The sequence below is a fragment of the Actinokineospora enzanensis DSM 44649 genome, from assembly GCF_000374445.1.
In the GTDB taxonomy this organism is placed as follows: domain Bacteria; phylum Actinomycetota; class Actinomycetes; order Mycobacteriales; family Pseudonocardiaceae; genus Actinokineospora; species Actinokineospora enzanensis.
On record NZ_KB894403.1, the window covers coordinates 1 to 24,871 of the forward strand.

A 24,871-nucleotide genomic window follows, 5' to 3' on the forward strand; every position below is an offset into this window, starting at 1 on the left:
CGGCGTGGGCTGACTCGGACTGTGCGGAGGATGCGCCAGGTCTTGAGTTGGGCGTGGGCGCGGTTGGCGTCCTTCTGTGACTCGGGTTTGTTGCGGCCCTTGTATGGGGTGATCATGTGTCCGCTGGTCTTGTCGTGGCCGTGGTAGCCCTTGTCTCCCGACGTGATCAGCCCGGTGTCGCGCAGGGCGGCGAGGATGTTGCGGATCCGGGCGGCGGCGGTGTCGTGCGTGCTGCCGGGCAGGTCGCCGGACACGCACAGGATCGCCCCGTCCGGTGAGGCGACGACGTGCAGGTTCACCCCGTGCATCGTGTGTTTGCCGGAGTGGAACGGCCGATCGGCGGCGGATGCGGTCGATCGGGATCAGGGTCCCGTCGATGACCACGTAGGCCATGCCCCGGCGTCTCGCCGTTCGCAACGCCGCCCGCAGTGGCTTCGAGCCCAGGATCGTCGCGAACTGGCAGAGGCGTCTGGGTGGCATGCACGAGGTGGTGATCTCGTTGGCCGCCAGAGGGTTGATCACGTGAGCTCCGCGCACCTGGCCGAGGTCTATGGCGCCCCACCGAGTCGTTGATCGCCACGGACTCGTGCACCCGACCGTCTGCCAGGTCGGCAGGGTTTCCCATATCGGTGGAGGGTTGGCCCTCCTAGCGTGGACGATGACCCCTGACCCAGGAGGAATCGTGCATCCACCCCTTGGCCCATGCCCACCAGGAGATCCGGCAGAGGTCTCCGCCCTCGCGACCCGCCTCAGAGCGTTGGCCGGAAAGCTGGGTCGGCAGGCCCCGCCGCTGGGCCGTTGGGAGTCCCCGGCCGCTACTGCGGCGAACCAGGCCGTGCGAGTGGCGGCCACGGCGGGTCGGGACGCGGCGAGTCGGTTGCGGGTGTGTGCGGCCAGGTTGGAGGCGGCGGCGGATCAGTTGGCTGGTGACCAACGGGCCTGGCGGGTCGCGGCGGCTCGGCGGGAGGGGGAGTGATGGGGTCGGTATGTGTTGATCCCTCCAGCATGGTTGGCGCGTTGTCGCAGCTTGTCGCCTTTCACGCGGAGTTGGCCGGGGCGGCGTCGGTTGTGCGTGAGGTGGTTGTACCCGCAGGCGTGCCCAGTGACCTGCGTGGACAGGTGGAGTCGGCCTTGGGGCAGGCGCAGGCCGACCTGACGCGGGCAGCACGGTCGATCGAGGCCCTGCCGGAGGAGATGCGTCGCCGGATCAAGGCGAGCAAGATGGCGGAAGGAGATGACGCCGCTATCGGTGCAAGCCTCGCCACGGGCATGTTCTCCTCCTTCGGGGACATGCTCGACAAGACCGTGGGCGAAACCAACGCCCCGGCACTGGTGAGGGATGCGGGGCCGATCCTTGAGCAGGCCGGTGACGTCGCAGGTTTCGCTCTCGGCTTGCGGGACAGCCTGGCGGACCCGACCTTGTCCACCGGACAGAAGATCACCCGTCCCGTCACCGAGTACGTCACCGGCGCCGCCGTCGCCGAGTCCGCGAGCACCCTGGCGGCCGCGGTGGCGAACGCGCGTACGGGCGCGATGCTGGGAGCCGAGGTCGGCGGGCCATATGGTGCGGTGGCCGGGGCCGCCGCGGCAGCGCTGTGGACGGTCGCGGATTCCAAGCTGCATATCAGCGATAAGATCGCGGACGTTGCCGCGCCGGTCGTGGATGTGGTGGCTCACCCGGTGGAGAAAGCGGTGGACAACTTTAGGAACGGCATCAACCGGGCGATTCACCTGAGGATCAGATGAGCGGGACACCGGTTGAGGGCATCGACTTCCGGTTCGGCGGCGGACTCCTGCTCGCCGACGTCGCTCTTCCCGGACCGATCTCGCCCGCCGAGACGCCCGCCTTGGTGGCGGGGGTCTCGGCGGCATTGGCCGACGCTTTTCTGGATGTCCATGCGGTCGATGTCACTTCGTTGCCCGACAACAGGATCCGTCTGCTGCACACCGCGAGCGACGGGATCGGGCGGGGCGTGGTGGTGGAGTCGCTGTTCCACGCGGAAGGGTGCACGACGTGGGTGTGCCCGGTCGAGGAGTACGCGGCCCGGCTCGCGGCGGGCAGGCGAGCCATGGACGGCCGCAGGCCGCTGGCCGTGCCCGCCAAGCGGCCGGACCCACCGCTGGAATGGGAGGTTTCGTTCACAGTGGACGGTCGGTCGGGTGCCATCGCCCGGCGGGGCAGTGATGTCCGGGCGCGGTTCCCCTCTATCGACGAGCAGTTGTGGTTGCCTGCGTCGACGTTGCCCGGATGGCTGGTCCGTGAGACCGGTTTGGGTCCTCGTCGCGCCGGATCCGATGACTTCGTCGTGATGGCTGCCGGGGAGTTGAAGCAGAAGGCGGGGCGGCGGTGGGCGTTGGGTGGGGTAGTGGATGCCCTCGACACCGGTGAACGAGTGTTCCGAGTGGTGCGGGATGTGCCGTCCTTCTTCCGCGAGGAGGTGGGGGCCGAGCAGGTGGTCGGACTTCGTCGGACGACTGCCGCCGCGGTGTTCCGGGACCTCTGCGCTCTCGTCGCTCGGTGACAACGAGGAAGGGGGAGGCCGATGGCCTCCCCCTTCTCCTATGTCCTACCAGGTACAGCCGAGCGGTTCGCTACCTTGCCAGCCGCCTGTACCCGGGCTGTCGCTGATGCCGTAGACCCGACGAGCCTTGGGGGTGTTGTCGTTCTCGTCCTTCCATACTCGATGGATCTCATGCGATCGGCCGTCGGTGCAGGGGAGAAGCTCCATCACCGAGCTGCCCTCCTGTGCGTAGTGGGCTTTCCCGGTCCCCCGCGAGTAGTACCAGTTCTCCTGGTAGCCGTCGCAGTCGCCGGGGCCGCTGTGGCACGCGAACTTGTAGATGGGGAGATGCCCGGGGATGTCCCACGTGCCGCCGATGTACGCCTTGCCTACCGGGAAATGCTCGCCCGGCGGATTGTTAGTCTGCCCCAGGGTCCATGGTGTGGCGGAGTCCGAGCGCCAGATCCAGAACATGAACGGGGTCCAGCCGGAGTAGCCGACGGTGAAGTGGGTGCCCGCGGGATAGCTTCCCGGGCCAGGAGACTGGGACACCACCTTGTTCTCGTCCTCGGCGGACACGACCTTCGTGGTGTCGCAGAGCATGTTCCCACCCGCCGCCGCGATCGTATTGCACGCCTGGCCCGCGGAGCCGCCGCCGACCACGTTGGGCACGGAGAACATCGTCTGCGCCGTCCAGTAGGTGATCACCACCACCGTGGTCGCCTGCATCGCCGTGCCCGGGGCCGGGGTCTGGGCATAGGCCGCGCCCGGTGTCTCACCGTTGTTCGCCGGGTTGCCCGGCTGGGGCGTGCATTGCAGGTGCGCTGCCGTCACCCGGTCGCACACCTGCTGGGCCGTACCGCCTGCCGCCAACCAGTTCTGGGCGGTCACCGTGCCGTCGCAGATGGACAGGGCGACCGCGGTCGAGTCCACCTTGACGACCGTTCCCGCGGCGGGTTTCTGGTCGAAGGTCTGGCCCACGAAGTCGCATTTGCCCGCGCTCGACGTACCCGCCGTGGTCGTGCACCCAAGGTGATAGCTGTTCTGCAGCTCCTGGCAGGCCTCCCCACCGCCGGAGCCCAGGTAGTTCGGCATGGCGATGGTGTCCGGGTAGTGCAGGGTGATCTCGCTGCCCTTGGTCACCTCGGTGCCCGCCGCCGGGGCCTGGGTGGTGACCGCCAGCAGCTTCGCCGGAGCGTCGACCACATCCGGGTCCGCTACTGCCTGGCACTGCCAGCCTGCCTCGCTCAGCTGCAGGCAGGCCGAGTCCTTGTTCAGGCCCACCAGGTTCGGGACCTTGACCGGCCCGACGTACTGGATCGACACCTGGGAGTGCTCGGGGGCCTGGGCGCCGGGCTTCGGGGTGCTGCCGAACACCTCGTCCGCGCCATAGCCCGGCTTGTCGCCCGAGGAGACCGGGTTGCAGATCAGGTTCAGCCGCTCCAGCTCGGCGCACGCCTGGTCCCGTGTGGTGCCGTGCGGGAACGACGGGACGGTCACCTTCTTGATGTCCTGGGTCGGCGTCCGGGTCGGCGCGGTGGTGGCCGGTGCCGACGAGGGCCGGGCCGGGACCGAAGATGTGGGTGTGGCGGTGGCGGTCGGCGGGTCTTGGTCTTTGTGCCGGTCGGACGAGTCCGGCGCGTCGGCGTCGACACCCTTGTCGACCGGGCGGTCGCCGCCCTGGGCGTCGACGACGAGGGCACGTTGGTCGTACTGGTTGTTCGCCCAGACCATGCCGTCGTGGACGGTCAGGGTGAAGCCGCCCTTGTTGCCCGGCACCGCCATCGAGCGGGTCTTGCCGGTGACGAGGTCGGCCTCCCACAGTGTCGGGCCGGTGATGTCCGGGACGTAGACCCGGTCGCCGACGACCACCGGGGCCTCGAACTTCGGCTGGTACCCGGCCTCGACCGGGATCGTCACCGCGAAGCCGCGGTGCGTGCGCGGGTCGACCGCGACCACCTTGTGCTGTGGTCCGTCGACGCCCACCACGTAGCGGCCGGGGCCGCGCCAGGATCCGAGCAGGCCGTCCGCGCCGCGCGGCAGGTCCAGCCTGCCGATCGCCGTCGGACCGGCGCCGTCCACGGTGTAGGCGGTGCCGTCGTCGTCGACGACCACGGGATGGTTGTCCGCCGAGGTGATGCGGATGCCCTTGCCCATCGGGATGGTGCGGACGCGTTCCTTCCCGAGCACCTGCACGACCTCGCCCTTGCCGGTGACCAGCCAGAGCGAGTCGCCGACCGGTACCGAGTCGACGATCTGCTCCGGCACCGCCATCGGGGACTCGGCGGGCTTGCCGTCCGGGCCGATGACCTCCACCGTGCCGCGCTTGCGGTCCACCAGGTAGGTGACCGTCGTCGTGGGCACCGCGTCGAGGTCGTTGCCGGACTCGGGGTGCTTGACCGGGGTGCTCGCGCCCATCGTGGTGGTGTCGATGAACGAGACCTCGCCGGTGTCGTGGTTGACCACCGCCACCCGGCCATCGGGCATGTCCACGGTTTCCAACCGCTGCGCCCCGGACGCCAGCGAGCGGGCCACCTCCGCGTCGGTGCGGCCGGTCTGGCTGTTGACGTGCGAGACCGTGTGCCCGCGCGCCAGGTAGGCGGCGCCGTCGGACAGGTCGGGGCGCGACACCGAGTATCCGACGCCGACGGTCGCGGCGAGCACCCCGGCCACCAGCACCAGCGCCATGGCCAGGTGCCCGGTGCGGCCGCGTGGCCATAACCGCTTCCCGGCTGGTCCGGTCGTGTCGTCCTCGGCGCGCACAGCACACTCCCCGGTCATCCGTCCGACGATGGTCCGGCGTATAGCCTACGGTCGGGTGCGGGCGCGTGGCGTGGGGACGCCTCCCCAATCCGCTGGTGCGAAAGGGGTTCATGTTGGGGCTGCGGTTGGTCGCGGACGGCGTCGAGCGGGATGTGGCGGAGGGGACGTCGTTCACCTTCGGCCGGTCGGGCTCGTGTGACCTGCCGTTCGACGGCTCCGACACCTCGGTGTCGCGGGTCGCGGGGACGCTCGCCTGGGAGGGTGGTGCGTGGTGGCTGACCAACTCCTCCGCCACGCGGCAGCTGGCCGTGGTGGACGAGATCGGGTTCCGGTCGGTGGTGGTGCCGGGGCGGCGGGTCGCGGTGGAAGGTCGGCTGCGGGTGCTGGTCGAGGGGGCCAAGCGCACGTACGAGCTGGTGTTGGAGGCGCCGCGGTCGGATGGTGGCGCGGTGCGGGAGTCCGCGGAGGAACCGACGTCGATCGGGGCGGAGGTCGTGCTGCGGGCCGAGGATCGTGCCGCGTTGGTCGCCCTCTTCTCGGGGTACCTGGAGGAGGGGGAGCGTTACGACCCGAACCCCAAGTCCTATGCCGCCGCTGCCGCTCGGTTGGGGTGGCCGCGCACGACGTTGGTGAAGCGGGTGGAGTATCTGCGCACTCGGTTGGGGAATGCCGGGGTGCCGGGGATGCAGGGCTGGAACGCGTTGTCGGCGTTGGCCGAGCACGTGTTGTCGGCCGGGGTGATCACCAAGGCGGATCTGCGGATCCTGCCCCGATGAGCGGACGCGCCTGGCTGGGGAGGGCTTCCGATTCCGGTGCGCCGCGCGGGTTCCTAGCGTTGGCGTGGTCCGGGGGAGGCCCGGACGGAGCCGAATCGCAGGAGTGGTGATGATCCAGGCAGACCTCGCGGAGTTGGAGACGCTGTCGCGCAAGCTCGGTGTGTGCAGTGGGGAGGTGGACGACCTCAAGAAGACTCTCGGGTCGTTGATCGGGTCCACCACCTGGGTGGGCGGGGCGGCCGACCGGTTCCGGCACGCGTGGGAGTCGCAGTTCCGGATCGTGCTGGACAAGCTGGCGCACGCGCTGCGGGACGCCGCCACCGAGGTGGATCACCGCAAGGTGGCGCTCGACCACGCGGGGAACTGAGCGTGGACCTCGATCTGGTGGTGGCGGCGGGTGGGCTCAGGGTGCCCGTCCTGGTGACGGTGGGGGAGGACGCCACGGTCGCGGACCTGCGCGCGGCGCTGGCCGCCGCTCTCGACCTGCCCGACCGGCCGGTCGGCCCGCACCCGGGGCGGGCGCTTGCCGACCGGCTGCCGGTGGCTCGGGCGGGGCTGGTGCGTGGCGGCGTCCTGCACATGCTCGGCACCGGCACGGCCGCCCCCGTCACCGCCCGGTCGAGGTTCGAGCTGGCGGTGATCGGCGGCCCGCACGCCACCACCGCGGTCCCGCTGCCGGACGGTGTGCCGGTGATCGTGGGACGCGCGCCCGAGTCGGGGTTGACCCTCGCCGACCCCGAGGTGAGCCGGGTGCATGCCCAGGTGACCTGGGGGAGTGACGGGCTCTCGGTGACCGATGTGAACTCCCGCAACGGGATCAGGGTGCGCGGGTGGCGCGTCGATGGTGAGACGGTGGTGGGGCCGGGGGAGATCGTGGGGATCGGCGAGTCGCTGCTGCTCGTCCGGCAGGCCACCGCCACCGACGCGGACCTGACCGACAGCGGCGGTGATCGGCTGTTCAACCGCCCCCCGCGTATCCGGTCCCCATGGGCGCCGGTCGAGCTGCTCGTGCCCGAGCAACCCAAGCCGCTCAAGGCTTTCCGGTTCCCGTGGGTGACGACCTTGTTGCCGCTGGTCTTCTTCGGCGGGCTGTATCTGATCGCGCCGCAGACCGGACCCACCATGCTGGTGATGATGTTGCTCTCACCGTTGATGGCCGCCGTGAACCTGGTGTCCGACAGGCAATCCGGGCGCGGTGAACACCGTGCCGCCCAGCGGGCCCACATCGCCGCGACGGAGAAGTTCGACCGGGATCTGGAGGCAGCCAGGAAGAACGACGAGATCCGCGCTCGTGAGGAGATGCCCGACCTCGGCACGCTGCTCGGACTCGCGGGTGTCGACCGTGACCGTCCGGCCGCCGGGTTGTGGCCGCGGCGGCGTACCGACACGGATTTCCTCCGGCTGCGCGTGGGCATAGTGGACCGACCGGTCCGCGTGTCGCTCCGCGTCGCCGGTGACACCAAGCCGCCGCTGCCGGTCGCGCGGGCCGTTCCGGTGGCGGTCGATCTCGCGGACGTCGGCGTGTTCGGCGTCGCGGGTGCGCGCGAGACCGCCTTGGCCGCCGTGCGCGCCATGGTGGCGCAATCCGCTGTCCTGCACGGCCCGGCGGAGCTCGGACTGGTGTTGGTGACCGGCCGGGACACCGCCGAGGACTGGGAGTGGGCGTCGTGGTTGCCCCACTCGCGGCCCGAGACCGGCGCGGGTTGTCGCCGAGCGGTGGCCGTCGACGCCGAACAGGCGGCGGCTCGGGTGGCGGAGCTGCGGGTCATGATCGAGGAACGTGCCGCCGCCCGCCGGACCGCGCTGTCGGCCGGACCGGTCGGGGGACGCGCGGTACTGCTCGTCCTGGACGGTGCCCGCCGACTGCGCGAGGTCCCGGGCCTGGCCGAGTTGCTGGCCGAGGGACCCGCGGCGGGCGTGTACGCGCTGTGCCTGGACACCGATGCCACCGCCCTGCCGGACGAGTGCCGCGCCACGATGGTCCTCGACCCGGCCGCACCCAGCCGCGCCCTGCTGCGCCGCCCCGGCCTCGCCGAGACACCGGATGTGCTGGTGGACGGCCTGGTCCCGGGCGCGGCGGACGCTCTCGGCCGCACGTTGGCGCCGGTGCGCCCGCTCGGCGACCGGTCCGCGGGCACGAACCTGCCCGACCGGGTGCGGTTCGCCGCGCTGGCCGACCTTCTCCCCACCGGGGACACCGCCGCCGACGCCGACAAGGTGCTGGCCCGCTGGCGCGATTCCCCCGACGGCCGGTCCACCACGGCCCTGCTCGGGGTGGGCGCGGACGGGCCGGTCGCCGTGGACCTGCGTCGGGACGGGCCGCACGCCCTGATCGCGGGCACCTCCGGCGCGGGCAAGTCCGAGCTGCTGCAGACCCTGGTGGCCTCGCTGGCCGCGGTCAACACCCCGGACGCGCTGACCTTCGTGCTCGTGGACTACAAGGGCGGCAGCGCGTTCGCTGCCTGCGCCGAGCTGCCGCACTGCGTCGGACTGGTGACCGATCTCGACGGGCACCTGGTCACCCGGGCGCTGGCGTCGCTGTCGGCCGAGTTGCGCCGTCGCGAGCGGCTGCTGGCAGGTGTGGGCGCCAAGGACATCGAGGACTACTGGGCGCGGAGCCGGGACCGGTTGCCGCGCCTGGTGATCGTGGTCGACGAGTTCGCCTCGCTGGTGGAGGAGGTGCCCGAGTTCGTGACCGGCGTGGTCGGCATCGGCATGCGCGGGCGCAGCCTCGGCGTGCACGTCGTGCTGGCCACCCAGCGGCCCGGTGGGGTGGTCACCGCGGACCTGCGGGCGAACGTGAACCTGCGGATCGGTCTGCGGGTCACCTCGACCGCCGAGTCGTTGGACGTGGTCGACGCCGCCGACGCCGCGCGCATCCCGGCCCGGCTGCCCGGCCGCGCCTACCTGCGTACCGGGCACAGCGAGCTGACCGGTTTCCAGGCCGCCCGGGTCGGCTGGCCGCGTGCCGCCGCCGACGGCCCGTCGGTCACCGTGATCCCGCGCAGACTTGAGCTGCTCGGCAGGCCCCCGGTCGCCGCCGGTGCGGTGGACGCGGGCGGGCACACCGACCTGACCGATCTCGTGGCCGCGATCCGCGCGGCGGCCCGGCGCCTGGACGGTCCGACCCCGGGCGCGCCCTGGCTGCCGCCGCTGCCCGAGGCCCTTGTCGTGCCCTCGGCCGCGGCCGAAGGTGTGCTGGCCGCGCCGATCGGGGTCATCGACCGACCCGACGCGCAGACCCAGGAGCCGTTCGTCATCGACCTCGACCGCACCGGCCCGCTCGCGGTGGCCGGGGCCCTGCGGGCAGGCCGCTCCACCGCGCTGCGCACCTACGCCGCCACACTCGCCGACGGTGCGTCTCCCGCGGACCTGCACCTCTACGGGCTCGACTGCGGAACGGGGGCGCTGGACGTGCTCGCCGCGCTGCCGCACTGCGGGGCGGTGGTGTCCGGCAACGACGTGCAACGGGCCGAGCGGCTGGTGGACTTCCTGCACGAGGAGGTCGGCAGGCGTCAGCGCCGGTTCGCCGCCGAGGGACACGCCGGGCTCGCCGAGCAGCGGGCCGCCGCCCGGCCGCCGGATCGCCTGCCGTACCTGGTGTTGCTGCTGGACCGCCTGGAGGCGTTCACCGCGACCTTCGCCGACCGGGACGGCGGCAGGTTGCTCGACCGCCTGGAGCACCTGCTCGGCGCGGGTCCGGCCGTCGGCGTGACGGCCGTGCTCAGCACCGACCGGGCCGGGTTCGGGCACCGGATCGGGTCGTCGGTCGGTGCCCGACTCGTGCTGCGCCTGGCCGAACCCGACGAGGCGGCGGTGTTCGGGGTCGACCCACGCGGTCTGCCGTCGCGGTCGCCCGACGGTCGGGGCACCTGGGTCGCGACCGGCGAGCAGGTCCAGGTCGGTCTGCTCGCCCCGGACCCGGCGGGCACCGCGCAGGCGGCGGCGGTCCGTGCCCTCGCCCGGACCCTGACCGCGGACTGGGCGGCCGTGCCCGCCTGCGCGCGCCCGCGCCGGATCGACCCGTTGCCGACGGAGCTGACCGCCGCCCGACTGGCCGCGCTGCGCGTGACGGACCGACCCGCGGGACCGGCCGTGTGCACACCCGCCGCCGGGGGAGATCACCTGGGGCCGCTGGACGTGGACCTCGACGCGGTGGGGGGCGGGTTCGTGGTGGCGGGCCCGGCCCGCTCCGGGAAGTCCACCGCCCTGCTCGCGGTCGTCGACTCGCTCGCGGGTCGCGCCGACGCCACCCTGCCGGTCCTGGTCGTGACACCGCGGCCCTCCCCGCTTCGGGAACTGGCGGGCGCTCCCGGCGTGCTGGACGTACTGACCGACGAGGCCGATGTGGTGGAGACACTGGCCGCGCTGACGGGGCAGCGGTTCGCCATCGCGGTGGACGACGCCGAGCGGATATCGGACTTCGAGCTGACCGAGCGGCTGGAGTCCCTGGCCCGCTCGGCCCAGGACGGGGGACCGCTGCTGCTCGCCGCCGTCGCCACCGAGGACCTGCTGGCCAACCACCGCTACCGGGGCTGGCTGGCCACCCTGCGCCGCACCCGCACCGGGGTCCTGCTCAACCCCGGGTCCTGCGCTGACGGTGAGGTGTTCGACCTGCGCCTGCCCCGCACCACCGCGGGCGGCTGGCCGCCCGGCCGGGCGCTGCTGGTCCGGGACGGGAACCCGATGCCCGCCCAGGTCCCGCTCCCCGTCGCCACCGCCGGACGGGTGCGGTGATCATCACCGAGCGCAGCGGATCGGGTACCCTCGGCGCCCGAGGTCGGGGGGCCCGGGAGACGGAGGCAGGGCGGACCGCGGCAGCCGCGCCGTCCGGGGGGAGCTGGATGGACGACCTGCGCGTCGGCCCGTTCGACGGCGATCGCACACCGGTCGCCGAGGCCGAGGGTTGGACCGGCACCGGGCGACCGGTCACCATCCTCATCGTCACCGCGCCACTGGACAACGCCACCCGGCGCAGGCTGCGGGACGAGGCCGCGGACCTGGAAGCCCGGCTCGCGGGCATCGACGAGCACGTGGTCGCCCCGTTGATCGACCACGACGCCGACGACCGGGGCAGGCCCCGGCTCGTACTGCCCCGACGCGGAGTGCCGGTGGGCGGTCCGCTGGTGCCCGCCGCCGCGGCCGCGGCCGCCCGCGCGTTCGGCGCCGGTCTCGCCGCGCTGGAGCGGGCCGGGGTGGCAGGGCCGGTGCCCGCGCTCTACGAGTACACAGTGGACGGTCGGACCGGCCTGGTGCTCGGCACGCCGCTGCCGCCGGGGCTGGTGGAACTGCTGGCCGCCGAGGGCGTGGACGAGGTGCACAGCCCACCGGAGGTGCTCTCGGGCGGACCGTGGGACGGCCCGGCGCGCGTCTACGCGTGCGCGTCCCGGCTGTGGGCCATGCTCACCGGCCGCCCGCCGCACCCGGACACCCCGGCCGGTCGAGCCGCCCGGCTCACCGACACCGAACCACCGGCGTTCCCGCGTCCCGGAATCCCCGTGGCAGGCGTGGAAGCCCTACGCGCGGGCCTGCGCCCCCACCCCGCCGCCCGACCGTCCTTGGTGGAGCTGACCGCCACCGTCGCCGCCGGACTGTCCGGGCCACTGGGCACCGGCCAGGTCGACACCGTCGCCCCCGGACCCGCCGGGGGCAGGCTGGACACCGGTGTCGCGCTGCGTTTCGGCAGCGGCTACCTGCTCGACGAGGAGATCGGCCAGGGCGCGATGGGCGTGGTGATGTCCGGCAGGCGTCGCGACGACGGCGCCGAGGTCGCGGTCAAGATGCTGCGCCCCGGACTGGGCGACGACCCGGCGGCGATGCAGCGGTTCGTCCGCGAGGCCGCGGTGATCCGCGGCCTGCTGCACCCGAATGTGGTGCGGGTACACGAGATCCTGTACGACCAGGGCCGTTGGGGCATCGTGATGGACCTGGTGCGCGGGGAGAACCTGCGCCAGGTCGCCGAACGCGGCGCGTTATCCCTGGCCGACGCCGCGGCCCTGCTGTGCCAGGTGTCCGCCGCGCTGGCCGCGGTGCACGCGCACGGCATCGTGCACCGCGATATCAAGCCGGAGAACATCCTGCTGACCGGCCCCGAGCACGCCCGCACCGCGCTGCTGAGCGATTTCGGCATCGCCCGCGCGACCGACAGCGGCCTGCCCACCGAACTGGTCTGCACCCCCGCCTTCGTCGCCCCGGAGATCGTGCGCGGCGAACCACCCACCGCCGCCTCGGACGTGTACTCGCTGGGCGTCACGGCCTACGAGCTGTTGGCCGGTCGCAGGCCGTTCACGGGATCCACCGCCGCCCTGTTGCAGGCGCACGTCGTCGAGCAGCCGCCGCGCCCGCCCGGCCTGGCCGATCCGGTGTGGGCACTGGTCGCGGCGTGCCTGGACAAACGTCCGCAGTACCGCCCGCCTGCCGCCGAGCTGGTGCACCGCTGGGGTGTCTGGGTCGGGTCGGGCACACCCACCGTCCCGCCTCGCGCCGCGGCGCCGGTCGCCCTGCCCCTGCGCGACCCTTTGCCCGTTCCGGCCGTTGCCGCCTCCGGTGTCCCCGGTGCCTCCGTGCCGATCGGGGGACCGACGGGGGGCGAGACCGGGCTGCCCGTGCGGCCGATCCCGGTCGAACCCGCCCCGGCACCGCGTGCCCACGCACCGCGCAGGCGGTGGCCGCTGACCATCACCGTGCTGGCCCTCACCGCCGTTGTCGGCACGGTCCTGGGTGTCCACTACGGCACCACGTCCCAACCCGACCCTGTTCCTACCCAAGGCCCCGAGGATGGCGGTACACCGCTGACCGTCGCGATCCCGGTCGATGGCACGGTCAACGACGAGGGCACCGCCCAGGTGCGGTGGACCGTCGACGAGAAGTCCTTGCCGGGGCTGAGCCGCTTCGTGGTCATCGAGCAGTTCGAGGAGGGCAGACAGACGCAGACGTTCCCGCCGGGCACGACCACCGCGGGCTTTCCGGGCCTGCGCCCGGGACAACGGGTCTGCTTCTTCGTCTACGCCTACGGCGTGACCCCACCGGCACAGCGACCGCAGCCGACGACCGCCACCCCACCACCGCCATGGTGCGCCACCCGCTAGCCGATCCTGCCCGCCGCGTCCCCCCTGTCCGCACGCTGCCAGTCGCATCTCCCATTCCCGCCCCCACCCGAGGAAGACTCCCGTGACCTCAGCACCCACCACCCCCGTCCAGGCCTCGGTCGCCGAGGTGGCCCAGGTCCAGCTGGCCGCCGAGGCCATCACCGCGGCCGTGGAGACCGTGCTCAGCGGCAAGACCGGCGCCGTCCGGCTGGCCCTGTCCTGCCTGCTGGCCCGCGGCCACCTGCTGATCGAGGACGTGCCGGGCACCGGGAAGACCTCGCTGGCCAAGGCGCTCGCCGCGGCCACCGGCGGCAGTGTGCACCGGGTGCAGTTCACCCCGGACCTGCTGCCCAGCGACATCACCGGGGTGCCGGTGTGGGACCAGGACCGGCACGTCTTCGAGTTCCGGCCCGGCCCGGTCTTCGCCAACGTCGTCATCGCCGACGAGATCAACCGCGCCTCGCCCAAGACGCAGTCCGCGCTGCTGGAGGTGATGGAGGAGGCCCAGGTCACCGTGGACGGGGTGGCCCACCCGGTGCCGCGCCCGTTCCTGGTGGTCGCCACCCAGAACCCGATCGACCTGGAGGGCACCTACCGGCTCCCGGAGGCCCAGCTCGACCGGTTCCTGATGCACATCTCCCTCGGCCACCCGTCCCCGGAGGTCGAGGAACGCATCCTCACCGGCCGCGCGTTGTCCGCCCCGCCCCCGGTGCACGCGGTCGTCGGCGCGCAGCAGCTCGACGCCCTCCAGGACGTCGTCGCCCGGGTGTTCGTCGCCCCCGAGCTCGCCCGCTACATCGCCCAGCTGGCCGCCGCCACCCGCGGCCACCAGGCCCTGCGGCTGGGCGTCAGCACCCGCGGCAGCTTGGCCCTGGTCCGCGCGGCCCAGGCCCAGGCGGCCTGCGCGGGCCGCCACTTCGTGCTGCCCGACGACGTCAAAGCCGTGGCGCCTGCCGTGCTGCGCCACCGCATGATGCTGACCCCGCAGGCGGAAGTCCACGGCATGACCACGGGCGCGGTCCTCAACGAGGTGCTCGGTGGGGTGGCCCTGCCCGTACCGGGCGGTGTCCGGTGACCAGGACCGGCGCGGGCACGCTGTCCGCGGCCCTGGTCCTCGGTCTGCTCGGCGCGGTCCTCGGCTATCCCCTGCTGATCGTCCTGGCGGTCGGCGCGGCGGTGGCGTTGCTGTGCGCGGTGGTGGCCGTGGCGCTGCGCCCCGACATCGAGCTGACCCGCGAGGTCGGACCCGACCGCGTGCGGGTCGGGGAAGCCGCCATCGGCCGGGTCGAGGTGCGCAACCGCAGCCGCTGGCCGTCCCCCGGCTTCACCGCGGTGGACAGAGTGGACGGTGAGCCGGTGCCGGTGCGGTTCGCGCCGATGGCCGCGGGCGGCCGCAAGGTCGCGCACTACCCGGTGCCCACTCCACGCCGGGGCGTGCTCTCGCTCGGACCGCTGACCGTGGAAAGGCAGGATCCGTTGGGGTTGCTGCGCCGCGCGCAACGCCGCACGGGCGATGAGGTGCTGTGGGTGCACCCGCGCGTGCACCTCATGCGGCCGTTGCCGGTGGGACGTGTCCTGGACTACGAAGGCCGGGTCATGGAGAACTCCCGCGCGGGCACGGTGACGTTCTCGACCCTGCGCGAGTACCGACCGGGCGACGACCCGCGCCAGATCCACTGGCGCTCGACCGCGCGAATGGGCACGTTGGTGGTGCGGGAACACATCGACACGACCGAGCCCCGGACGTCCGTGCTGCTGGACACTCGACTGTCGATTGTGGACGGTGACGGCTTCGAGCAGGCGGTGGAGGTGGCCGCCTCGGTGCTCGACGCCGTCCAGGCGATCCGGCGGCCGGTGGTGTTGCACATCCTCGGCGAGGACGAGGCCGAAGTCGCCGCGCGGGGAGCGCGCACGATGCCGGACCGGCTGGCCGCGGCCGAGCAGGTGGACCTGGGGGACACCGCCCTGATGGAGGCGGCGGACCGGATCTCTCCCGGGGGAAACCTCGTCGTGGTGACCGGGGCGGGTGACCCGCTCGCGGTCACCCGACTGGCCGACCAGCGCAGGCGCTTCGGCGTGGTGGTCGTGGTCGCGCTGGGACAGATCGCGTCGGGACCGTGGCGGCGGTCGGGTTCGGTGGTCATCACCGCACGATCGGCGCAGGAAGCCGCGGCGGCGTGGAACCAGGCAGTCGCCGGAGGTGCGTTGTGATGCCGTCGAGTCGTCACCGCCTGGTCGCCGTGGTGGTGTGCGGGATCCTCGGTGCGTTGGTCGGGTTGGCGTTCGCCCCGGTGTTCGGCGGCTTCCCCCGGCAGTTCGTCGTATCGATACTGGTGACCGCGGGCGTGGGGACCGTCGTGGCCGTCGGCGCGGCGTTGCTGCCCCGGGTGCCCGCCGCGCTGTCGGTGGTGGTCGGCACGCTGCTGGTCGCCGGGACGGCATGGTTGGTCGTTGCCCCGGAGGGCGACGTGCTCGACGGGCCGTGGCTGTTGCTGACCGGGGCACTGCCCGCCGATCCCTCCGGACCTGGGCTGACGGCCATCGCCGCGGTCGCAGGCTGGCTGTCCCTCGTCGGGGGCGTGCTGGCCGCGACCGCGCACGGCCCGTTGGTGCCTCTCGTGCCCTCGGTGGTGGGGTTCACCGCAGCTCTGGGAGTGGGCGCCTCGGGGACGCGTCTTCCCCAGTGGTTCGGCGCGGTCACGGTGGTCGCCGTTGTGGCAGTGGTGCTCACCGGCAGCTCCCGGCCACCCAGCCGTGGGATGCTGCTGGGCGCCGCGATCGTGGCCGCCGTGGCCACCACGGCGGCGGTCGTGCTGGCACCTCTCGTGCCCGCGGCGGCCAGACCGGCCGACGCCCGAGCGCTGGTGGACGCACCCGTGTTCCCCAGGACGGGAATCAGTCCCCTGCAACAGTTCCCCGCCTGGCGCGCCGGGGACCTGCGCCTGAGGTTCGACGGCACGACCTCCGAACGCGTCGACCGCCTGCGCATGGCGACCCTCGACCGGTTCGACGGCACCTACTGGACCACCTCGGCCGACTACCGTCGAGCCGGGACCACCCTGCCCAAGGGAACCGACATCTCCCCGGCGGGCACCCGGACCATCGGCGAGACCGTCAACCTGACCACACCGGGAGAACTGGCCTGGCTGCCGACGCCCGGCCGAGCAGGCCACCTGGACATCGGTGGCTTGGGAGTCGACGAGGCCAGCGGCGACGTGATCGTGCCGACCGACCGGTCCGTGCCCCGCGGATACACGGCCACCTCGACTCTGCCGCTGCTCACCGCCGACCGGATCCGGGCAGGCACGCCCACGACCGGTCCGGGGCCTGCGAAACCCCTGCCCGCCGAGCTGGCAGGCTTCGCTTCGTCGAGAACGGCCCAGTCCCCGGGAGGCGCCGCCGGGCTGTTGGCGTTGCTGTCGGCCTTCACCGGCCCGAACACCGAGTTCCGCTACGACCGCTCGGAGCGACCCGCGAGTGGCCACGGGCTGTTCCAGATCGGCAACCTGCTCACGCAGCACGTGGGCACCGAGGAACAGTTCGCGAGCGGGTTCGCCGTGCTGGCCAGGTCACTCGGGTACGACGCGCGAGTGGTACTCGGCTTCCGCCCCCGCTACCAGGGTGAGCACTCGTTCACGGTGACCGAGGCCGACGTGGACGCCTGGGTGGAGGTCCACTTCGATGACCTGGGCTGGGTCCCGTTCGACCCGACACCCCGCGCCCACCCCGTCGGCCAACGGGAGGACGCGTCCCCGCCGCCGCCACCGTCCCAACAGGACGCTTCCCAACAGGCGGCCCAGGAACAGATCCAGCAGCCGGTGGCTCCGGCGCCCGCACCAGTCAGCCCGCCGCCCGCGGACCCGACACCCCGGCCCTCGCCTTGGCCCGTGGTATTGCTCGGTTGCGGTGCGCTGATCATCCTGCTGCTACTCGCGATTCCCGCCGCCAAGCTGTGGCGTGGACGGTGCAGGCGGCGCGGGTTCGTCGTTCTCGGTGCCTGGCACCAGGTCGTGGACCGCCTCCGAGAAGTCGGGATACCGGTGGCGGCGTCCATGACCCGATCCGAGATCGTGGCAGGAACGGCGGCAGCACTACCGGGAGCCTGGAACGACCTCGCCAACCTCGCCCGATGGGCGGACGCCGCAACCTACTCACCAGAGGGAGCACACCACGACGGAGTCTGGAAAGCAGGCCGGACCCTGCGTCGCCGTCTGTCCCGATGCGCGCCGTGGCCCCGACGAGCACTGCTCTGGTTCGACCCTCGCCCATTGAGATGACCCATTCATGGCGCGGCGATCCTCATGGTCCATAGAGGATCGCCGTCCATCTGGCGGCTGCGCTGGGCGCCGCCGTGCCGCCGGTGTGGCGTACCGGGCGTAGAGCGTGTAGGCGGCGTCGAGTTCGTTCATGGCCACTTGCTGCCAGGGCAGGGGCCCGGGTTTGGCGAGTTGGGCGGTGGTCACCGCGGAGACCAGGTGGTCACCGAGTTGTTGCCGCCAGGGGTCGGGTTGCGGGATGAAGCGGTGGTCAGGGCTGAAGTAGCCGACCATGGGTGTGGTGAGTGTGGTGCCTCCCAGGGTGCGGGCGGCGGCGGTGAGGTCGGTCAACGCCTGCTGCCGCCACGGCTGGGGACCCGGGCCGGTTGCCTTTCCGAGGTCCTCCAGTGCGGTGACGACCTGTCGGTGCAGCTGCAGCGTCAGGTCGGGGCGAAGGTAGCCGCGGAAGGTGAAGCGGAAGGCGTATGGGCAGATGCACGGCCGAGGGGGTATCCCGGGCCCTTCCCGCTTGACCAGGATGGGAATGCAGATGACGGTGGTGCCTCCGGAACCGGAGTTCAGCGGCACCTCGAAACACAGCTCTCCGTCGAACGGATCAGGCCTGGGGGTCGCTGAGGCCGGGACGCTGCCGAGCCCCGACAATGTGAGCAGGAGCGATGCGGTGACGGCGAGAAGCCGACCAGGTCGCGACATACCGGAATCCCCTCGATACCAACAAGTCGAGTGTCGAAGCCGAGCTGCGGAAGGACAACGGAGACCGACGAGCCGAACGGGCTGAGCCATGATCTACGAGAGACGCGGCACTGGTGGCCTGTGCCGGAAACTCGATCCGGACAAGAGGTTCGCTGGGTCGCCGAGACCGTGCACCGGCCGCCCGCATCCGAGAAGCAGGCGAAAGCTACCCCGCTGCGAGGTTACCACCCGCTTCGACAATGGCAAGACTCCGGATGCCGACCTTCACGAGCGCGACCTGTCGGCGGCGATCCCCGCATTCGCCGACGTCACCTATGCAAACCTGTCCGAAATGGACTTCAGGAGGGCGATCTCGCGCAACACAAACCTGCCCTACGCAGACCTGCGCGGGGCCGACCCTGGATCACACTCAGCTTGAGGGGTGCTCCATCAGAGTGATGTCGGCGCGTCGAGTGGTGCTGCCCGATGCGATGGCGGGAGAGTCACGTGACGTGGCGGAGAGTCAGAACGTGGGGAACGCGATCCTCGGCGGCGTGACCGGTGTCGTGGTCCAGGCGGGCAGTATCCAGCAGGTCGTTCTGCCGTCGGCGAGGCACGAACCGCTGCCTGCACCACGGCAGTTGCCCGCGGGCCTGCAAGACTTCACCGGCCGGGAGGCGCAGCTCGCCGCACTGGACGCGCTTGTGCCGGGTTCCGAGCACTCGATAGGCCCGGGCGTGGTCGTCGTGGTGGACGGTTCCGGCGGTGGTGGAAAGACCACGGCAGTCGTGCAGTGGGCTCATCGGGTTCAGGACCGGTTCCCGGACGGGACGTTGTTCATCAATCTGCGCGGGTACGGGCCGAGCGCGCCGTTGGCGCCGGAGATCGTTCTCGCGTCGTTCCTGCCCGCCCTCGGTGTGCCGGAGGCGCAGGTCCCGGCGGGGCTCGACGGGCAGGTCGGGCTGTACCGGTCGATGCTGGCCGGGCGGCGGGTCCTGGTTGTGCTGGACAACGCGGGCAACGCGGAGCAGGTGCTGCCGCTGCTGCCGGGCGCACCCGGGTGCATGGCGGTGGTGACCAGCCGAGCGAGTCTGACCGACCTGGTCGTCTCGGTGGCCGCGCACCGGGTCGGCCTCGACCTGTTCACCGCGACCGAGTCACAGGTGTTGCTGCGTGGGATCGTCGGATCCGCCCGCGCCGACGCCGAGCCCGCCGCGATCGCCGACCTGGTCCGGCTCTGCGGTGGGTTGCCGCTGGCGGTGCGGGTCGCCGCGACCCGTGCCGCCGCCCGTCCCCGGTACACCCTCGCCGACATCGTCGCGGACATCAACGAGGAACAGGCGTCCGTTCCCGGGAACGCGTTCGGCGCTGACGGAGTGGTCGGCGGCGCTGTGCGCTCGGTGTTCGGTTGGTCCTATGCGCACTTGTCACCCGAGCAGGCCCGGGTGTTCCGTGGGCTGGGTGTGCATCCGGGTTCGGAGTTCGGCGCGGCCGCGGCTGCCGCGCTCACCGGCCTCGAACCGGCGGATGTCTACCGATGCCTGGAGGTCCTGGCCGAGTTGCACCTGGTCGAACCGGCGGGGCGCAAGCGGTACCGGATGCACGACCTCCTGCACGCCTATGCCACCTACCGCGCCGGACTCGACGACACGTCCGACTACCGCCAGGCGGCGGCGCTGCGGGTACTGGCCTGGTATGACCGCACCGCAAGGGAAGCCGACCGGACGGTGTTTCCCGCGTTGTCCGGGGCCGCCCCGGACAAGGTCGCCCCGGGCGGGCCCGAGGTAGTGTTCACCGATCGGGCCGCCGCGCTGACCTGGTTGGATCTTGAGCACGCCAACCTGGTCTCCGCTGTCCGTACGGCGGCCGCGGCGGGACTGGATGTGCTGGTGACGACGCTGGCAGTGTCGTGCCGGTTCCTGACAGTCCGAGGAGCCGCGTGGTCGGCCCTGCACTTGGCGGCCACCGAACTGGGGGTGGCCTCCGCGATCGTCGTGGGAGACCGGCGTGTGGAGGTCCGCTTGCTGGATTTGCAGGCGGACACCCTGTGTCGGATGGGCCGTCTGACGGAGGCGGAGGCCGTCATCTCGCGCATTGTGGTGTTGGCCGAGGACCTCGACGATCCCGACTGTCAGGTTTCCGCCCTGTCCGGGCTCGGCCGGATCCGATGCGAGCAGGGCCGGTTGCGTGAGGCGCGGGAGTGTTACCAGCGGTCGTCGGCGGTGGCTCACGAGTCAGGGCTGACCGGGTCTGAAGCTGTGGCCCTGTGCAACCTCAGTTGGATCTGTGTTCAGACGGGCGAGTTCGAGCAGGCGTTGGAGCACGCTGAGCGGGGCTTGGCGTTGCGTCGGCAGGTCGGGGACCTGATCGGCGAAGCAGGCGCGCTTGTCGACATGGCGTTGGCTTTGCAGGGTCTCGGCAGGCACGACACCGCGGTCGATCTGTGCAGGCAAGCGATCAGCCGCTACCGGACGCTGGAATACCGCGGTGTCGACCTGGCGGATACGTTCCTGCCCTTGGCCGCGTCGCTGGAGCATCTCGGCGACCTGCCCGCAGCGGCGCAGGCTCTCCGTGAGGCCATCGCCGTGCTGACCGCGTTGGAGGATCCACGCGCCGCGGCGACACACGCTTACCTGACCGACTTGGAGGCTTGACCACCACGCGGGATCACGCTGGTCTCTTCCAGCAGCTGAAACACTCGCCGATCTGCATCCCCTGCGGTGCTTGACCACCACGCGGGATCGCGCCGGTCTCTTCCAGCCCGATCACGTGCGGCCCGGGGGGCCGCACGTGATCGGGCTGGAAGAGACCGGCTAAAGGCGATCCCGCCGCGAGGCGAAGCCGAGCCAATAAACACAGCAGGTCGGGCAGTCCGGTCTCGGCGTCTCCAGAGCCGACACCACGTCTCCGACCAGGGTGACGAGGTTGAAGGCGTACTCGCGGTTGACCGGCAGTCCGGGGACGCTGGTGATCAGGTCCATCGCGGTATGTGCCGCCAGAGCCCCGGACATGCCGGCCGACACCGCGTTGCCTGCCTGGATCTCCTCCCGTGCCACCATCGGCTCCGGGTACGTCGATCCGGTGTGATGGTCCCTTTCCGCTGTCGCGACGCACTCGTAGCAGGGCCCGGTGCCCGGTCGGTACAGGCCGTAGTTGATCTGGGGGCCGTGGTAACCGGCGTGCACCCAGGCCGTGCCCGTCGCGTGGCACGCGCGGTTGGTCCAGGTCTGGATCTCTGCGGGCTGATCCGCGGCCAGTACGACGACGTCGAACCGGGCTGCCAGCGCGAGCATCGCCGCCGGACCGGTGATCGTCAGCGCCTCCCCGGTGATCCTGATGTCGGAGTTGCGCGCCCGCAGCTCCCGCACCGCGGCCTCCACTTTCGGCTGTCCCAGGTCCCGCTCGGTGAACAGGGCCTGCCGGGGGAGGTTGGACAGTTCCACCACGTCCGGTTCCACGCAGTGCAACTCGCCGACGCCCGACTGCGCCAGGTTCAGCGCGGCAATGCTGCCCGTGCCGCCGATACCGATGACGACCACCCTCGCCTGGCGCAACAGCAGCTCGGATTCCCAGCTCGATCGGCGTCCAACCCGCGCCATCCACTCCGACAGTTCCCGGCAGCGGCTGTAGCGTTCCCGCTCCCGACTGGACAACTCCCGCGGCGCGGCTTCGGCGGCGTCCTCGACGTGTCCGGCCTGGATCAACACCCCCAGGTCTCGGATGACCTCGGCCTCGGGCCTGCCGGGGAAACGGTGGACCAGTTCGGTGACGACCTGGTCCACCGTCCGCGTGCCATCGAGGGTTCCCAGTAGCGCCCACACCCAGCCGTCCGGGTCCTTGATCCTTCGCTCGATCCCCGGCACCGTCCCGCCGATCCGGACCGAGCCGTCACCGAGCCGTACCGGCCGGTGCTTGGCCTTGATTCTCGGGCGATACATGACACCCTCCTCAGCTCGATTGTCTCCCTGTCGGCGACGTCTAGTTCGACTGCTTGTTGCAGAACGCCATCCGCTGCTCGAACTCGATGAACTCGATCACCGCCACCACCCCCCTTCCTGGCTCAAGGAGACGGCACCGATGCGCTTGCCGACCGGGGCCGCGGGCCACAGACAGTGCGGCTGGTCCGCGCTGTCGGGGTCGGGCGGGTGGTGGCTGTGAGCGCTCATGGCGTCGGTCTCCGTCTCCGCCCCTGCTGGTCGAGGAGCTGCACCGAGCATCGGGCGGCCCGGCGGACGGCAAGTAGGACGGGGGTGCTGACGTGAGGCGGACACCTTGTCGTCTGATCGGGTGATGTCGGAGTCCATTGCTCCGAAGTGGTCGCGTCGTCACCCGGATGGCGCCACGCCGCAACACCCACTCACGTCGGGTAGCCAAGGGTACGACCGCATCGGGCTAGTGGTCATCCACGTCAGCGTGATAGGAGAGGGAACCGCTCCGGCTGAAGCGGGAAGTCGGCACACTGTCGGCCATGCACCCGACGGGGAGAACGCAGATCCAGCTGCTCGGGCCGGTCGGAATCCGAACCGTCGACGGCGACCTCGTGACCCCGTCGAAGACCGCGGTGACCCGCCTGCTCGCCGTGCTCGCCGTCGAAGTGGGCAAGCCGGTCGGCGAAACCGTCCTACTCGACCGGGTCTGGTACGACGACGACAAGCCAGTACCGAAGCCGGGGACGTTGCGACGCAACATCGACTGGCTTCGCGACTGCCTGGTCGCCGCGGGCGGCAACCGAGGCTGGGTGACCTGGACCGAGGCGACGGGCAGCTGGACCCTGGCGGTGAAACCCGACGCGGTGGACTACCACCGCTTCCTCGACGAGATCACCCTGGCCCGCGACGACGCCGACTGGGACAGACTGCGACAAACACTGACCACCGGACACCCCGCGGTACTGTCCACTATGCACTGCCGGTGGGCCGACGGTGTCCGCCACACACTCGGTCGCCGCCGCCAGGCTGCGGTGAAGTCGCTGTTCACCCATCTACTCCACACGCGACACTGCGACGACCTGATCGCCTTGCTCGAACCCTGTGAGGACGACATCGTCCAAGACGAAAACCTGCTGCTACTGGGCGCCAAAGCCCTGGCCGTGGCCGGGCGCCACGCCGAGATCAGCGCTTGGGCGGCGCGCATTGAGGACCGCACCCAGAACGAACTCGGCGCGGGCCGCTCCGCCACCACACATGCCGCACTACAGGAACTGATCGCCGACCCACCCGGACCCGCCACCCACCTCTCCACCCCGGAAGCACTGGCCCTTCCCCGCGACATCGCCGACTTCACCGGCCGCGAACCGGAACTCGCCACGCTCATCGCTGCGGTCGACAAGGCCGCCGACACCGGCGCCACCACCATCGCCATCCACGCCATCGACGGCATGCCCGGTATCGGCAAAACCGCCCTGGGCATCCACGCCGCCCACCGACTCGCACCCCGCTTCCCCGATGGACGGCTGTTGCTCCCGCTGCACGGCCACACCCCAGGCCAGAAGCCACAGGACCCGTTCGACGCATTGCATTCCCTGCTCACCGCCTTGGGCGTGCACGCCGAGGTGCTGGGGACGCACAAGAGCGTGGATCAGCGGGCGAGGCTGTGGCGCACCCTGATGTCCGACCGCAGGATGCTGCTCATCCTCGACGACGCCGCCACCCATGACCAGGTCGAGCCCCTGCTCCCCGGCACACCGGGCAGCCTGGTGATCATCACCAGCCGTAACCGGCTACCCGAACTCGACGACGTCCACCCAGTATCCGTCGACATCGTCACGCCCGAAGTCGGTGCGCTGATGTTGCTCCGCCGCGCCCGCCGCACTGTGGACACCACCAACGCCGACCAGGTCGCACGCGTGGTCGAACTGTGCGGCCACCTACCGATCGCCATCACCGTCGCTGCCGCCCAACTGCGTACCCACCCCGCATGGAGCGTGCGCTACCTCGCTGACCAACTCGCCAACGCCTACGACCGTCTCGACGAACTACAGGCAGGCGAACGCTCCGTCCGCGCGGCGTTCGACACCTCCGTCTACGACCTGGCCACCGACCAACACGACCTGTTCGTCCTGCTCGGCGTGCACCACGGCCCCGACATCGGCACCTACGCCACCGCCGCCCTCACCGACACCACTCCCGACCGCGCCCGCCACCTGCTACGTGCCCTCCACACCCGCAACCTCGTCCAGGAAACCACCCCCGACCGCTACCGCCTCCACGACCTGCTCCGCGTCTACGCCCACACCTGCGCCGCCAACCTCGACCCCGACCACCGCAACCAAGCCACCACCAGGGTCCTGGACTACTACCTGCACACCACCCACACCGCCACCAGTCACCTCCCGACCTATCGCACTCCCACCAACCTCATCACCCCCGCAAAACCCCCACATCCACGACCGATCACCGGCACCGACGACGCCACCGCCTGGCTCGCTCGCGAACTACCCGTCCTGGCAACCGCAATCGACCACACCCAGCACACACACCCCATCCACACTCTTCACCTGTCCACCACACTGCACCCCTACTTCCGCGCAGCCGGACAATGGCACCACGCCCACACCATCCACCAAATCGCCCTCAACACCGCCACCCGAACCACCAACCTCCCCGCCCAAGCCAACGCCCTCAACGACCTCGGCTACGGGTATCGGGCACGGGGTGATCTGGTGGCGGCGGAGGACGCGCAGACCCGCGCGCTGCGCCTGTTTACCGACAGCGGCGACCTGTTGGGGCAGGGCTATGCCCTTACCGATCTCGGCCGGGTGTATCGGTTGCGGGGTGATTTGGTGGCGGCGGAGG

15 protein-coding genes and 1 pseudogene are annotated in these 24,871 nt (G+C 71.4%); 13 read left to right on the forward strand and 3 right to left on the reverse strand.

Annotation, left to right across the window (positions count from 1 at the left end):
* Positions 1–438: pseudogene (locus tag C503_RS42825) on the reverse strand (transposase family protein); the annotation flags it as partial.
* Positions 439–757: 319 nt separating this feature from the next.
* Between C503_RS42825 and C503_RS45530 the strand changes: the two are divergent.
* Genes C503_RS45530 through C503_RS0100015 form a run of 3 tightly spaced genes read left to right on the forward strand, consistent with a single transcriptional unit; the run spans position 758 to position 2,522 of the window.
* Positions 758–976 carry a hypothetical protein gene (locus tag C503_RS45530; protein ID WP_156892869.1) on the forward strand — a complete coding sequence of 73 codons (219 nt, stop codon included), beginning with the start codon at positions 758–760 and terminating at the stop codon, positions 974–976.
* A gap of 41 nt (positions 977–1,017) precedes the next feature.
* Positions 1,018–1,746, forward strand: coding sequence for a hypothetical protein (locus C503_RS0100010; protein ID WP_156892870.1), 729 nt, complete (start codon positions 1,018–1,020; stop codon positions 1,744–1,746).
* A complete protein-coding gene (locus tag C503_RS0100015; protein WP_018680137.1) occupies positions 1,743–2,522 on the forward strand; it encodes a hypothetical protein in 780 nt (259 codons plus the stop codon). Before C503_RS0100010 ends, C503_RS0100015 begins: the two co-directional genes overlap by 4 nt.
* 45 nt (positions 2,523–2,567) lie before the next feature.
* Here the strand turns inward: C503_RS0100015 and C503_RS0100020 are convergent, their stop codons facing one another.
* The gene (locus C503_RS0100020; RefSeq protein WP_156892871.1) at positions 2,568–5,282 is read right to left on the reverse strand and encodes a Stk1 family PASTA domain-containing Ser/Thr kinase; all 2,715 of its coding nucleotides are present in this window, start codon (positions 5,280–5,282) and stop codon (positions 2,568–2,570) included.
* A 77-nt stretch (positions 5,283–5,359) separates the two neighbouring features.
* Between C503_RS0100020 and C503_RS0100025 the strand changes: the two genes are divergently transcribed.
* From C503_RS0100025 to C503_RS37080, 9 genes are all read left to right on the forward strand, one after another.
* Entirely contained in the window at positions 5,360–6,040 is a 681-nt protein-coding gene (locus tag C503_RS0100025) for an FHA domain-containing protein (RefSeq protein WP_018680139.1), read from the forward strand.
* A gap of 109 nt (positions 6,041–6,149) precedes the next feature.
* Entirely contained in the window at positions 6,150–6,407 is a 258-nt protein-coding gene (locus tag C503_RS0100030; protein WP_018680140.1) for a WXG100 family type VII secretion target, read from the forward strand.
* 2 nt (positions 6,408–6,409) lie between these two features.
* Positions 6,410–10,777 carry an FtsK/SpoIIIE domain-containing protein gene (locus C503_RS0100035; protein WP_018680141.1) on the forward strand — a complete coding sequence of 1,456 codons (4,368 nt, stop codon included), beginning with the start codon at positions 6,410–6,412 and terminating at the stop codon, positions 10,775–10,777.
* A gap of 107 nt (positions 10,778–10,884) precedes the next feature.
* Positions 10,885–13,128 carry a serine/threonine-protein kinase gene (locus C503_RS42830; protein WP_051114705.1) on the forward strand — a complete coding sequence of 748 codons (2,244 nt, stop codon included), beginning with the start codon at positions 10,885–10,887 and terminating at the stop codon, positions 13,126–13,128.
* A gap of 82 nt (positions 13,129–13,210) precedes the next feature.
* Complete coding sequence (locus C503_RS0100045) at positions 13,211–14,203, forward strand: AAA family ATPase (protein WP_018680142.1); 993 nt, start codon at positions 13,211–13,213, stop codon at positions 14,201–14,203.
* Entirely contained in the window at positions 14,200–15,339 is a 1,140-nt protein-coding gene (locus C503_RS0100050) for a DUF58 domain-containing protein (protein ID WP_018680143.1), read from the forward strand. The genes C503_RS0100045 and C503_RS0100050 overlap by 4 nt, the downstream gene beginning before the upstream one ends.
* Entirely contained in the window at positions 15,339–17,405 is a 2,067-nt protein-coding gene (locus C503_RS0100055; RefSeq protein WP_018680144.1) for a transglutaminase TgpA family protein, read from the forward strand. The genes C503_RS0100050 and C503_RS0100055 overlap by 1 nt, the downstream gene beginning before the upstream one ends.
* 781 nt (positions 17,406–18,186) lie before the next feature.
* Entirely contained in the window at positions 18,187–18,516 is a 330-nt protein-coding gene (locus C503_RS48795) for a pentapeptide repeat-containing protein (protein ID WP_156892872.1), read from the forward strand.
* Positions 18,517–18,607: 91 nt separating this feature from the next.
* The gene (locus C503_RS37080; RefSeq protein ID WP_169514468.1) at positions 18,608–20,731 is read left to right on the forward strand and encodes a tetratricopeptide repeat protein; all 2,124 of its coding nucleotides are present in this window, start codon (positions 18,608–18,610) and stop codon (positions 20,729–20,731) included.
* Positions 20,732–20,890: 159 nt separating this feature from the next.
* Here C503_RS37080 and C503_RS0100065 read toward each other — a convergent pair whose 3' ends face one another.
* The gene (locus C503_RS0100065; protein ID WP_018680146.1) at positions 20,891–22,015 is read right to left on the reverse strand and encodes a ThiF family adenylyltransferase; all 1,125 of its coding nucleotides are present in this window, start codon (positions 22,013–22,015) and stop codon (positions 20,891–20,893) included.
* Positions 22,016–22,545: 530 nt separating this feature from the next.
* Between C503_RS0100065 and C503_RS42835 the strand changes: the two genes are divergently transcribed.
* Positions 22,546–24,871 (forward strand): AfsR/SARP family transcriptional regulator (locus tag C503_RS42835; protein WP_018680147.1); only part of this gene is annotated, 2,326 nt, incomplete at its 3' end.

Excerpts from the sequence above, each read along its gene's own strand:
- C503_RS0100015 (WP_018680137.1), top strand. The coding sequence starts at position 1,743 with ATGAGCGGGACACCGGTTGAGGGCATCGACTTCCGGTTCGGCGGCGGA.
- C503_RS0100020 (WP_156892871.1), bottom strand. The coding sequence starts at position 5,282 with ATGACCGGGGAGTGTGCTGTGCGCGCCGAGGACGACACGACCGGACCA.
- C503_RS0100030 (WP_018680140.1), top strand. The coding sequence starts at position 6,150 with ATGATCCAGGCAGACCTCGCGGAGTTGGAGACGCTGTCGCGCAAGCTC.
- C503_RS42830 (WP_051114705.1), top strand. The coding sequence starts at position 10,885 with ATGGACGACCTGCGCGTCGGCCCGTTCGACGGCGATCGCACACCGGTC.
- C503_RS0100055 (WP_018680144.1), top strand. The coding sequence starts at position 15,339 with ATGCCGTCGAGTCGTCACCGCCTGGTCGCCGTGGTGGTGTGCGGGATC.
- C503_RS48795 (WP_156892872.1), top strand. The coding sequence starts at position 18,187 with ATGATCTACGAGAGACGCGGCACTGGTGGCCTGTGCCGGAAACTCGAT.
- C503_RS0100065 (WP_018680146.1), bottom strand. The coding sequence starts at position 22,015 with ATGTATCGCCCGAGAATCAAGGCCAAGCACCGGCCGGTACGGCTCGGT.